14 protein-coding genes and 2 pseudogenes are annotated in these 12,396 nt (G+C 36.5%); 13 read left to right on the forward strand and 3 right to left on the reverse strand.

Annotated features, from left to right (window positions below; translation table 11 throughout):
• Positions 1-7 precede the first annotated feature (7 nt).
• The 11 genes and pseudogenes from B7697_RS09035 to B7697_RS09085 all read left to right on the forward strand — a co-directional run bounded on the left by B7697_RS09035 (position 8) and on the right by B7697_RS09085 (position 8,525).
• Positions 8-826: pseudogene (locus B7697_RS09035) on the forward strand (alpha/beta hydrolase).
• Positions 826-954: pseudogene (locus B7697_RS09040) on the forward strand (ADP-ribosylglycohydrolase family protein); the annotation flags it as partial. The pseudogenes B7697_RS09035 and B7697_RS09040, both read left to right, overlap by 1 nt.
• A gap of 217 nt (positions 955-1,171) precedes the next feature.
• The gene (locus B7697_RS09045; protein ID WP_049502574.1) at positions 1,172-1,552 is read left to right on the forward strand and encodes a GntR family transcriptional regulator; all 381 of its coding nucleotides are present in this window, start codon (positions 1,172-1,174) and stop codon (positions 1,550-1,552) included.
• Positions 1,545-2,393 (forward strand): ABC transporter ATP-binding protein, encoded by an 849-nt coding sequence (locus B7697_RS09050; protein ID WP_049502573.1) that lies wholly within the window; start codon positions 1,545-1,547, stop codon positions 2,391-2,393. The genes B7697_RS09045 and B7697_RS09050 overlap by 8 nt, the downstream gene beginning before the upstream one ends.
• Positions 2,393-3,022: an ABC-2 transporter permease gene (locus B7697_RS09055; RefSeq protein WP_049502572.1), complete on the forward strand. Its 630-nt coding sequence runs from the start codon at positions 2,393-2,395 to the stop codon at positions 3,020-3,022. Before B7697_RS09050 ends, B7697_RS09055 begins: the two co-directional genes overlap by 1 nt.
• 43 nt (positions 3,023-3,065) lie before the next feature.
• Positions 3,066-3,920, forward strand: coding sequence for an ADP-ribosylglycohydrolase family protein (locus B7697_RS09060; protein WP_049550992.1), 855 nt, complete (start codon positions 3,066-3,068; stop codon positions 3,918-3,920).
• A 109-nt stretch (positions 3,921-4,029) separates the two neighbouring features.
• On the forward strand, positions 4,030-4,911 hold the full coding sequence (locus B7697_RS09065; RefSeq protein WP_084951479.1) for a diacylglycerol/lipid kinase family protein: 882 nt from the start codon (positions 4,030-4,032) through the stop codon (positions 4,909-4,911).
• A 63-nt stretch (positions 4,912-4,974) separates the two neighbouring features.
• A complete protein-coding gene (locus B7697_RS09070; protein ID WP_084928509.1) occupies positions 4,975-5,466 on the forward strand; it encodes a phosphoribosylanthranilate isomerase in 492 nt (163 codons plus the stop codon).
• Between the two features lie 175 nt (positions 5,467-5,641).
• On the forward strand, positions 5,642-7,384 hold the full coding sequence (locus B7697_RS09075; RefSeq protein ID WP_084951482.1) for a glycoside hydrolase family 13 protein: 1,743 nt from the start codon (positions 5,642-5,644) through the stop codon (positions 7,382-7,384).
• Between the two features lie 109 nt (positions 7,385-7,493).
• The gene (locus B7697_RS09080; protein WP_000420556.1) at positions 7,494-7,805 is read left to right on the forward strand and encodes a hypothetical protein; all 312 of its coding nucleotides are present in this window, start codon (positions 7,494-7,496) and stop codon (positions 7,803-7,805) included.
• Between the two features lie 3 nt (positions 7,806-7,808).
• A complete protein-coding gene (locus B7697_RS09085) occupies positions 7,809-8,525 on the forward strand; it encodes an alpha/beta hydrolase family protein (RefSeq protein ID WP_084951484.1) in 717 nt (238 codons plus the stop codon).
• Positions 8,526-8,662: 137 nt separating this feature from the next.
• On the opposite strand, the gene B7697_RS09090 is transcribed toward B7697_RS09085, so the two are convergent.
• The 3 genes from B7697_RS09090 to B7697_RS09500 are packed head-to-tail and all read right to left on the reverse strand — an operon-like array spanning position 8,663 to position 10,512.
• Positions 8,663-9,478, reverse strand: coding sequence for a TIGR03943 family putative permease subunit (locus tag B7697_RS09090; protein ID WP_084951487.1), 816 nt, complete (start codon positions 9,476-9,478; stop codon positions 8,663-8,665).
• Entirely contained in the window at positions 9,475-10,380 is a 906-nt protein-coding gene (locus B7697_RS09095; RefSeq protein ID WP_084951489.1) for a permease, read from the reverse strand. The genes B7697_RS09090 and B7697_RS09095 overlap by 4 nt, the downstream gene beginning before the upstream one ends.
• Positions 10,381-10,512 (reverse strand): SPJ_0845 family protein, encoded by a 132-nt coding sequence (locus B7697_RS09500; protein WP_004234728.1) that lies wholly within the window; start codon positions 10,510-10,512, stop codon positions 10,381-10,383.
• A 230-nt stretch (positions 10,513-10,742) separates the two neighbouring features.
• On the opposite strand from B7697_RS09500, the gene B7697_RS09105 reads away from it, so the two are divergent.
• Both B7697_RS09105 and B7697_RS09110 read left to right on the forward strand, forming a co-directional pair.
• Positions 10,743-11,018, forward strand: a complete 276-nt coding sequence (locus tag B7697_RS09105) for a PBECR3 domain-containing polyvalent protein (protein ID WP_239822302.1) — start codon at positions 10,743-10,745, stop codon at positions 11,016-11,018.
• Positions 11,019-11,524: 506 nt separating this feature from the next.
• Positions 11,525-12,396: Tex-like N-terminal domain-containing protein (locus B7697_RS09110; RefSeq protein ID WP_275655552.1), on the forward strand; the 872-nt coding region annotated here is incomplete at its 3' end.

The raw sequence follows: 12,396 nt of genomic DNA on the forward strand, positions 1-12,396 counted from the left end.
TTTAAACATGAAATTCCATGAATTTGGTAATAAGAATTTGCCTCCTATTTTACTGATACATGGTGGTGGCAGTTCTTGGTGGAATTATCTTCGTCAAGCACGAATCCTGTCAGAAGAATACCGTATTATTCTACCCACTTTGAATGGCCACGGAGAGGAATATCAACTTGATTATGTTTCTACTGAAGATTCTGCTTTGGAGATTCTAGACTATATCAAAGCAAACTGTGGTGGGAAATTGTTTGCAATCGGTGGTGTTTCACTTGGTGGTCAAATTGCCATGGAGCTTTTATCTTTAGATAGTGAAATTGCTGAGAAGGCCATCATAGACGGAAGCCTCTGTATTCCTCAACCAAGGTTAGCTAAAATCAGCATCTTTCTAGTGTCTCTATTTGGTAAATTGATGTTCAATAAATTCTCTTGCAAACTTCAGTTAAGCATGATGAACAAACTCTATCCTTAACTGGCTTATCCAGAGGAAATAAAAGCTTATTATTTGGAGGATCTGCCAAGGACGCCTGTTAAAACATTGGTGACCATTTACAAAACCTATATGGGGCATTACAAGCTGAAAGATATGATTTCTGATAGCAAGGCTCAGGTTCTGTATATCTATGGTGAAAAAGAATTGAACTGTGTGAAAGAATCAGCGAAATTATTTCATCAGCTACATTCAAATACAATTTTGTATGAAGCAAAGGGTTATAATCACGGTTATTTATCATCTTACCTACATCAGGAGTGGATTGATTTAGTTGAGCCATTTTTAAAGAGCAATCCATTGGGAATGTATAATGAATCTGATATGTCACAAGGAGGAATCTGATGCTCGGAGCAATTATTGGAGACATTGTTGGTTCTGTTTACGAATGCAACAATATCAAAATAAAAGACTTTCCTTTATTACGGAAGGACTGTTTTTTCACTGACGATACGATTATGACTTATGCTGTTGATGGTAAAAACGTATAAAACTGTGAACGAAAGTGATTAAGAAAAGCCTTGATTGTAAGGCTTTTTGTTATATAAAAAATTTAAAGTGAACAGGAATCAATTTAAACAATAATGTGTCTCATACAGATTGTTAAATATTGAACTTATATAGCTGTTATGATATAATATAAACAGATAAAACAGAGATAACAGTTGGATGGTTAGGAGGATATGGAGGGTGAATATACAGATTGATAATTCAAGTGATAATCCGATTTATTTACAGATTAAAAATCAAATAAAGGCTCAGATTATTTTGGGAGAATTAAAGGTTGGCGAGCAATTACCATCAATCAGATTTTTAGCTAAAGAACTTCGAGTGAGTATGATAACTGCTAAAAGAGCTTTTGATGAACTAGAACTTGATGGTTTCATTAATTCAGTTCAAGGTAAAGGTAATTTTGTTGCAGCTCAAAATAAAGAGCTTATTCGAGAAGAATATTTGAAACGAATCGAATCAAAAATGCAAGATATTCTTGAGCTTTCAGCGATTGCAGGTGTTACCAATGATGAGTTGGTAGAGATGTTTAGTAGTTATATGGAGGGAAAATATGAGTGATTTTGCTATTGAAATCAAAAACTTGGTTAAAAAATTTGATGACTTTACATTAGGACCGATAGATTTTTCTATTCCTAAAGGCTCTATTGTCGGTTACATTGGCCAAAACGGGGCTGGTAAAAGTACAACCATAAAATTATTGTTAGGATTACTTAAGAAAGACTCAGGAGAAATTAAAATTTTAGGTTATGATAATCCTAATAGTCTTGAATTGAAAGATAAAATTGGAGTAGTGTTTGATGATTTATTAGTGCCGGAAGAAATGACACTCGTTGATTTGGAAAAATTTTGTTCAAGGGTATATTCAAAATGGGACAGAGAATTTTTTTATCAATTAAAAAAGAAATTTAAATTATCTGAAAAACAGGCTATTCAAAGTTATTCTCGTGGAATGAGAATGAAATTATCGATGGCAGTAGCTTTATCTCATAAAGCAGAAATTCTCATTTTGGATGAAGCTACAAGTGGATTGGATCCGATTGTACGGGACGAAATTTTAGATTTTCTTCTTGACTTTATTCAAGATGAAAATCATACAATTTTAATATCGTCACATATCCTATCAGATTTAGAGAAAGTGGCGGATTATATTGCTTTTATCAATGATGGTAAAGTACTTTTTGTTGAATCAAAGGATGAACTCAAAGAAAACTATGCTATCTGTACTTTATCTAATGAAGAAGTTAAAAATCTTGATGAGGAAGCTATAATTGGGAGAAGGATACACGCATTTGGACAAGAGATGCTTGTTAAAAGAAATTTTATTCCAGATGGAATCAGATTACAAAAACCTTCTATCGAAGATATTATGATATATTTTTTGAAAGGAGATAAAAGATAATGACTGCATTGATATTAAAAGATATAGCTACTTTAAAGAAAACACTACTATTAACGATTACTCTCTGTATTGCACTCATTGTTTATGGGGTATATGAAAATGAAATTTTTATGATACCGCTTATTTGTACTATGATACCGTTAATTTTAACTGCTATCGCTTTTGGCTATGATACGAGATCGAAGTTTGAACAATTTGCCTTTTCCATGCCTATTAAAAAGAGTAGCTTTGTACTAAGTAAATTGTTTTTTGCGTTTGTTTTTGGATTAGTAGGTTCAGTTTGTTTATTTGTTCAATTGGTAATAAAAAAAGAGATGTTAATAGACAGCATCATATTTATCTCAACAATTACATTAGTTGTATGTATTTTGATATCAGCTATTCAACTTCCGTTTATCCTTAAGTACGGGGCTGAAAAAGGTAGGCTGATCATGGTTATAACATACTTTACAGTATTTGCTCTATCTAGTTTTTTTAAAGCAAAATCAGATTTACTGACTAATGTTGTGGAGTTTTTCTTAAAGAATTCGAGTTTAATGATTTTTATTGGAATGGTTTTTGTCAGTATTGTTATCATAGGAATTGCTATAAAAATATCTATTTTAATTATGGAGAAAAAAGAATACTAGAGAAGTTGAGAGTAGATTATAAAAACTTAGAAGGAGAAATCTTATGCTAGGAGCAATTATCGGAGATATTATCGGTTCTGTTTACGAATGGAACAATATCAAAACGAAGGACTTTCCTTTATTTCGGAAGGATTGCTTTTTTACAGATGACACGGTTATGACCTGTGCTGTTGCAGAGGCGATTATGAATGGGGGACAAAAAGACGACTTCATTGATGCTATGAAGAAATATGGTAGAATGTATCCTGATGCTGATTATGGTGCTCGGTTTAATGCATGGCTAAACAGCGATAACCGTGAGCCTTATAATAGCTTTGGGAATGGTTCGGCTATGCGTGTTTCTCCATGTGCTTGGACAATGGACTGTGGTTTTTGTGCGAGAACCGGAATGTGGCCATCATCTAGGGAATTTGCGAGTCTTTCTGCAGAGGTAACTCATAATCATCCAGAAGGTATCAAAGGTGCAATGGCTACAGCTGATGCTATCTTTCTGTGTCGTTATTACTTTGGAGGTTATTGCGGAGATTATGAGCAACCAATCAATGACAATCCTACAGAGTGTAAAAGACGGATTAAGGATTATATTGAGCAGGAATACGGCTACAATCTATCTCAAACTTTAGATGAAATCCGTCCTACATACCGTTTCAATGAAACGTGCCAGGATACCGTACCACAGGCCATTATTGCATTTCTAGAAAGTAGAGACTTCGAAGATGCGATAAGAAATGCCATCTCACTTGGTGGCGACAGTGATACTCTCGCTGCAATTACTGGTAGCATAGCCGAGGCGGCATACGGTATTCCTGACTGGATAAAGGATAAGGCCTTTTCTTACTTGGATGAATCCTTAAAGGATGTAGTTATACGATGGGAAAATAGAATAAAAGCGTATTAATCTCCAGTACGTCAGATTTCTCTTTTCTGTATTTTCGTAGTATAATAGGGATACGTTTAGTTTCATATAATGAGATATATATTTTTAACGAATATTAAGGAGAACATTAATGAAAAAAGCAATGGTAATTATCAACCCTACTTCTGGTGGCGAAAAGGCTTTGGATTACAAAGAAAAGCTGGAGAATAAAGCAAAAGAATACTTTGAGCACGTGGAAACCAAAATTACCGAAAAGGCGCTGGATGCAACACATTTTGCTGAAGAAGCGTCGCGTGAACAGTACGATGCAGTGGTTGTGTTTGGTGGAGACGGTACTGTCAATGAAGTTATTTCGGGTATTGCTGAGAGAACCTACGTTCCTAAGTTAGGTATTATTCCTGGTGGGACGGGTAATCTCATTACAAAACTGTTGGAAATCAATCAAGACATAGATGGCGCTATTGATGAACTTGATTTTAACTTAACCAATAAGATTGATATCGGTAAAGCAAATGATAACTATTTTGGTTATATCTTTAGTATCGGCTCTCTTCCAGAGGCGATTCACAATGTTGAAATAGAGGACAAGACAAAATTCGGTATTTTAGCCTATGCTGTAAATACCATGAAGTCTGTTATGACAGATCAGGTCTTTAACATTAAGGTGGAGACAGAGAATGGAAATTATGTTGGTGAAGCGAGTCATGTTTTGGTTCTCTTGACAAATTACTTCGCTGACAAAAAAATCTTTGAAGAAAACAAGGACGGCTATGCCAACATTTTGATTTTAAAAGATGCTTCAATATTCTCTAAATTATCCGTCATTCCAGATTTATTGAAAGGCGATGTTGTCGCAAATGATAATATCGAATATATCAAAGCACGCAATATTAAAATCTCTTCAGATAGTGAATTGGAGTCAGACGTTGACGGCGATAAATCGGATAACCTACCTGTAGAAATCAAAGTTCTAGCTCAACGAGTAGAAGTATTTTCAAAACCGAAAGAGTAGAAGGTAAAAATTAGTTTATTATTCACAACGAAATTAAGTTCTATATCAACGATTGGAGGAGGAATGAATTCTCTATTTGATGAATTTCGAACAATTTGTTATCATTTAAACCAAATCGGAATCACACCGACTCTCATGGGGTCCTTGGGTTTTGAATACCGTTCAAATGAAGAATGGAGGCCGTCTGACATTGACATTCATGTGCCTGGTGATCCTAGAGGTTGGGAAGCACCTGATTATCTCAGAATTTATGAGTGGGACAAGATAATGAAAGTGATGAAACACTTAGGCTATGACTTAATAGATATTCATGAGCATGAATTCAAAAAAGATGGTCTGAGTGTTGAATTCGGAAGTATCGATTCTTTACCTGATTTTGCAGGAGTTTCGGAATCGGATATAGAGTTGATTCATCTCGAAAACATCACTTTTCGCATTCCAAATCTAGAACAGTTTTTAAGTATTTACAAGGCTTCTTCCCAAGATTCTTATCGAAATGAGCACAATAACAATAAGGATTTTAAAAAAATTGAGTGGCTGGAAAGATATTTGTAAATCATCATTTGAAAAGTAGCAAGTTGTAAGACTGGCTGCTTTTTTATTTATAGAACCAAACCACTAGAATCTACGGACAAGCCTTGAAAATAAAATACGAAAGTAGTATACTAGAATCACAATTATGAAAACGTTTGCGTCTTAAATGCAACCAAGTAAATCAGGAGACAAATTGATGGAATTAAGCGCTATTTACCATAGGTCTGAGTCGGAGTTCGCCTATCTTTATAAGGATAAGAAGATTCATATTCGGATTCGAACTAAGAAAGGGGACATTGAAATCATCAACTTGCACTATGGGGACCCTTTTATTTTTATGGAGGAGTTTTATCAAGATACAAAGAAAATGGCCAAGATAACTTCTGATGCCATCTTTGATTATTGGCAGGTTGAAGTGTCCGTTGACTTTGCACGTATCCAGTATCTCTTTGAACTCAAGGATACAGAAGGTCAAAGTATTTTGTATGGCGATAAAGGGTGTGTGGAAAATTCTCTAGAAAATCTTCATGCTATTGGGAATGGATTTAAGTTGCCTTATCTTCATGAGATTGATGCATGTCAAGTGCCAGACTGGGTTTCAGATACGGTATGGTATCAGATATTTCCTGAGAGATTTGCAAATGGAAATGCTCGATTAAACCCAGAAGGAACATTAGACTGGGATTCATCAAGCACACCTAAAAGTGACGATTTCTTTGGTGGTGATTTACAAGGCATTATTGACCATCTGGATTACTTGCAAGACTTGGGTATTACTGGACTGTATCTTTGTCCTATCTTTGAATCTACGAGCAATCATAAGTACAATACGACAGATTACTTTGAAATTGACCGTCATTTTGGAGACAAGGAGACCTTCCGGGAGCTGGTCGAGCAAGCTCATCAGCGTGGCATGAAAATCATGCTGGATGCGGTATTTAACCATATTGGTTCGCAATCTCCTCAATGGCAAGATGTTGTCGAAAATGGTGAGCAATCTGCTTATAAGGATTGGTTCCATATTCAACAATTCCCAGTGACAACTGAAAAGCTAGTTAATAAGAGAGACTTACCTTATCATGCTTTTGGTTTCGAGGACTATATGCCTAAACTAAATACAGCCAATCCAGAGGTCAAGGACTATCTTTTAAAGGTTGCGACTTATTGGATTGAAGAGTTTGATATCGATGCTTGGCGTTTGGATGTGGCTAATGAGATTGACCATCAGTTCTGGAAGGATTTTCGTAATGCAGTTTTAGCTAAAAAGCCTGATCTTTATATCCTAGGAGAAGTCTGGCATACGTCTCAGCCTTGGTTAAATGGAGATGAGTTCCATGCGGTCATGAATTATCCTTTATCTGATAGTATCAAGGACTATTTCTTACGAGGAATTAAGAAGATTGATCAGTTCATCGATGAAATCAATGGTCAGTCTATGTATTACAAACAGCAGATTTCAGAGGTTATGTTTAATCTCTTGGATTCGCATGATACAGAACGAATCTTGTGGACGGCAAATGAAGATGCTAAACTGGTTAAATCAGCCCTAGCCTTTCTCTTTTTACAAAAGGGAACACCCTGCATTTATTACGGAACCGAGTTAGCTTTAACCGGAGGACCAGACCCAGATTGTCGACGTTGTATGCCTTGGGAACGTGTATCAAGTGACAATGATATGCTGAATTTCATGAAGAAATTGATCCAGATTCGCAAACATGCGTCAGCAACCATTCAGCATGGCAAGTATAGTCTCCAAGAAATCAAAGCTGATGTAGTAGCTTTGCAGTGGAAATATGAAGGGCGAATCCTCAAAGCGATTTTCAACCAATCAAAGGAAGATTATCATTTACAAAAAGAAGCAGTAGCACTAGCAAGCAATTGCCAAGAATTGGAGAATCAGCTTGTGATCTCTCCAAAAGGATTTGTGATTTTTCATTAAAGAGCGACAGGAAAATTGTAGTATAGAGAAGATTTTACAAGCAGACTATTTGTCGTCTTGCTGCAATTGGTATATAATTTAACTTAAAGAAAATAGGAGGACTGACCGAATGGAATTAAAAGATTTTACAGAAAAAGAACAGGAAATGATTAAGAAGGGGCTTACGACGTCTAAGATTAGTGACAAGGAAACTGCTGAAAAGATTCTTGCGCTAGTACCACAAGACTTGATTAAGCGAATCCCATTTTTCGTCAGAAAACATGCTACGACACGTACGATTAAACGCATTTCAATTGAACACCCTGAACTCTACGCTGCAGCTCAAACAAGTGGTGAAATTCCAGAAAAAGAACGCGAAGAATTACGTCAGATTATCACGACTATCTTTGAACAAAAAATGAATAAGCATAGTATTAAGTAGAGAATGAAAAAATATTTTATTGGCGGTTTGGGAAGCAATGTCTATCATAGCAAGGATTTTCTTCAAGAACTAGATTCGCAAGTTTATTTTTTAAATCCATATGAAACGCATCTTCGAGATGAAACAGAATTGAAATCATGGTTTAAAAATGAGATTGTAGAGGAAGAATCTATCTGTCTGATAGGTCATTCTCTTGGAGGAGATTTGGTGCGTTATCTTGCATCGGAATTTCAAGAAGTGAAGAAACTGATTCTTTTGGATGGTGGCTATCTAGATTTAGATAAGATTTTACCTTTAGATACAGAGTTAGAGGAAACTAAAAACTATATTGAATCTCAAGTCGTCTCGGACTTAAATCTTCTTATTTCTAAAGAAAAATCCGAATCAAAACATTGGTCAGAAAATATGGAGGAAGCTGTAAGACAGTCCTATCACTGGAATGCGGAGTATAATAGATATGAGTTAGCTATAAATTATGAAAATATAGAAGCGATTCTCCGACTACGGTGGAAAATACAAGCTTTCAAGAGAGAAGTGGGGGATGCCTTATTTATTAGTCCTCACTATCCTAATGAAGCTACATGGAGAGAGGAAGCCTTAAAAGAATTGCCAACTTATTTTGATGCTATTTTTCTAAAAAACTTTAGTCATGAGCTTTATACTGAAGCACCTAAAGAAATCGCTAGTCTAATTAGTGAGTGGCTCGCTTATAATCACTGAGCTACTTGTATTACTTAAAATGGTATAAGATTTAAATCTACAAGTCACTAAGTCTCATATAACAAAAAACGAACAGGCTCTTTTTCTGTCATTCAGAAGAGAACTTGTTCGTTTTTTTTATGGATTTAGTTTGCTTTTTAAAACACGCGATACACATAGGGATTCTCTGGTTTATCGACTTTGGTAAAGCTGTCGATTTCCAATGTTGGGAGGTTTTGTTTGAGTTCTTTATGGTAGTGATTGACCAGTTTTCCTTTAGCCGTAATCCAGGTGTTGTTTTCATATTGACGGGTATTTCCTTTTGTCAACAATCCATAAACACCCGAATCCGCGATACAGTGAATAATGCCGAAGCGGAACAGAAATTGGCTATTGGCATGACTGGGGTCATTATAGACAAAGCCTGTAAACTGGACTGTCTTGCCCTCAAACTCATCTGGATAGTCGTAGATAGCCTCCATGACTTCCATATAGTTTTCATTAGTGATCTGAATACTATCTTGGGACAAGTATTTGTCCGCTGCAGTTCGCATTTCCTTTTCATAAGCTGATTTTGAAAAATAAGAACTGGTATCTGGTTTCAAATATTGGCTTGTCGTTCCTTCACTTGTCTGAATGGCTTGATCCGTTCCTTCCGATAGGGGGAAGTGATAGCCTTTTGCTGAAACGGTCTGAGAATCCAAGCTAACAGTTGGAAAAGTTAAGCCGACGACAATTGGAATGGCAAGAAGAGCAATACTAGTTCCTTTAGCTAATCGGCTATTCAGATGACTATGGGTTTTGACTTGCTTCATCCAGATATACAATTGAACGATTGCCAAGATAAAGGAAAGCACCATGGAAATATAGGCAAGATAGGAATAGTGCATGTTGATGTACTGGTTTAATTTGCCCGACAGATGGAGATAAATGGTCAGTTCAAAATAGCCAGCTAAAACTAAAAATCGAATCATAGGATGACTCCAATCAAGAGAGAATACACTAAGACGACAAGAGTCACAATCGTTATGAAGTGACTGATAAATCGTGCTTTCAAGTAATTTTTCATCATGAGAATATTTTTGATATCCAGCATTGGACCAATGACGAGAAAGGCCAGAACTGGTGCCAAGCCGAAACTCGAGAGAAGAGAAGCTCCGATAAAAGCATCAGCCTCACTACAGAGAGAAAGAAGAAAGGCCAAAAGCATCAAGAGTAGGATGGCAAAAAGAGGGGTCGCACTGATAGAGGTCAGAATCCGTGTCGGAACATAGACCTGTATTATAGAGGCGAAGAGACAACCAAATACCAAATAACGCCCCGTATCAAAAAATTCATCAATGGCTTGCACAAAGACCTGAAAAACTTTTTTTGCAGGTCTCAAGTGAGAAAAATCGTGTTCATGACAGGCCAAACGATTTTCTTTTTGAATCGATTCTTGCCAGAAGAATCCTAGAAAAATCCCAAGTATCACAGCCACTACAACGGAACCTAGAGCTCGTAACAGAGCGACATGGAAGGAGTTGCCAAAGGCAGAATAGGTCGCAAAGAGAACAATAGGATTGATAACAGGTGCTGTTACGAGAAAGGGAACGGCCGTGTAACTGGGAACCTTTTTTTCCAGAAAACGATTGATAATGGGGACGATTCCACATTCACAAGAAGGGAAAAGTATCCCAACGAAGGTGCCAAAAAAGATTCTCCCCCAACGATTTCGAGGGAGAAAATGATAAACCTTGTCAGGTGTGATATAAACCTCAATCAGTCCTGAGACAATACTTCCTATCAGAACGAAGGGTAGGGCTTCAATGATAATGGAGAGAAAAATAGCCCCAGTCTGAAGCACACTAGACGGGAGTTGTTGGAAAGCAGTCATCTAGTTTTTCTTTTCTGCTTTGGCTTTTTTCTCTTTGTCATCTGGGAAAGTGACTTGTTTCAAATCAGGGAGTTTCGCAAACTCTTCAAACATCTTGTCCAAGTCGTCCGTTTTTGTAAATTTTACTGCCATAGTGATACCTCGATTCTAAATTCTACCTCTATTATACTATTATTTTGAGGAAAAGGGAAAAGTTAAAATTGAGTATCTAACGAATAATAGAGCTTGATATATCCTAATATACACTATGATTGTGATATAATAATTGTGGAATAATGGAGGAAACGATGGAACAAAAAAAGATCGGTTAGGTTACTGACGAAATAAAAGAAATTTTTAATATTGTTCTTGAAGCTAGTGATATCAAAGTTAACAAAGAAGGTTTAAGAAGTCATATGCTGAAACGGTATCATAATGATGTGATTCATCATATCGAAGATCTGGAACTTATACTAAGGAACCCAGATTTCGTCGGCATTAATCCACGAGAGAAAGATGCTAGTTTTGAATATGTTAAAAGATTTGATGATAATGTTCTTGTTGCCATCAAGTTACATAAAAGTGGAGATTTCTTTTATGTTCCGACCATGTATCGCTTACAAGATTTCAAGTTACAAAGTCGTATTAAGTCTGGGTAGATTGAGAAAGCTTGACAAAAAAATAGATAGTGCTAGAATAACATTAACGAAAGACATTTGAGGGCAGAAAGGTTCCTGCCGCACCTTGAAGAAGGTATCTGAGATGCTGGGTACACCGACCAGCCAAATGTCCGTTATTTCAAAGGAGGGGCTTAAATGCTCCTTTTTTATTTAAAATTTCAAAATAGATTATCCCCACCGTAGACTCTGTCTTGCGGTTTTTTTATTTTTCAAAAACACGCATTTTGGACGATTATAAACAGAAGTCTCAATCCTATTCTTCAAAAAAACGTTTTCTTGAAGAATAGAGAGGGAGAATAGTGGCGCATTATTGTCAAAAATAAAAACAGTGAAATTAATCACTAGTCCTTTTGTAAACTATTAGAATTAAATTGAAACCTTCTCAATAAATAGAATATTGAAATGAAGCAAATTTATTCACCAACTTATGTTTTAAAATTGTAAGAGATAATTTGAATAAGATTGGCTTATGGTATAATAGATTCATGGATAAAAAATATGAAAAAATCTCCCAGGATTTGGGAGTGACTTTAAAGCAAATTGATACTGTTCTAAGTTTGACTACCGAAGGGGCGACGATTCCCTTTATCGCGCGTTATCGCAAGGACATGACTGGTAGTCTGGATGAGGTGGCGATTAAGGCCATTATTGACTTGGATAAAAGTCTGACAAATCTCAACGACCGTAAGGAAGCTGTTTTAGCTAAGATTCAAGAGCAAGGCAAACTGACCAAGGAGTTGGAAGAAGCTATCTTAGCTGCCGAAAAACTAGCAGACGTAGAAGAACTCTATCTTCCATATAAGGAAAAACGTCGAACCAAGGCAACTATTGCCCGTGAAGCAGGGCTCTTTCCACTTGCTCGCTTAATCTTGCAGAATGTAATTGACTTAGAGAAGGAAGCTGAAAAGTTCGTCTGTGAAGGATTTGCGACTGGTAAGGAAGCCTTGGCTGGTGCAGTTGATATCTTGGTTGAAGCCTTATCGGAAGATGTCAATTTACGCGCTCTAACTTATCAAGAGGTGCTGAGACACTCTAAACTCACTTCTCAAGTCAAGGATGAAAGTCTTGATGAAAAGCAGGTTTTTCAAATTTACTATGATTTTTCAGAGACAGTTGGAAATATGCAGGGTTATCGTACCTTGGCTCTCAATCGTGGAGAAAAGCTAGGTGTCTTGAAGGTCGGTTTTGAACATGCAATAGACCGCATTCTATCTTTCTTTGCAGCTCGTTTCAAGGTGAAAAACGCCTATATAGATGAAGTCGTTCAGCAATCTGTTAAGAAAAAAGTCTTGCCAGCTATCGAGCGCCGTATTCGGACAGAATTAACTGAGAAGGCAGAAGAAGGTGCTATTCAACT

The organism is Streptococcus mitis (genome assembly GCF_002096895.1).
In the GTDB taxonomy this organism is placed as follows: Bacteria; Bacillota; Bacilli; order Lactobacillales; family Streptococcaceae; genus Streptococcus; species Streptococcus mitis_AH.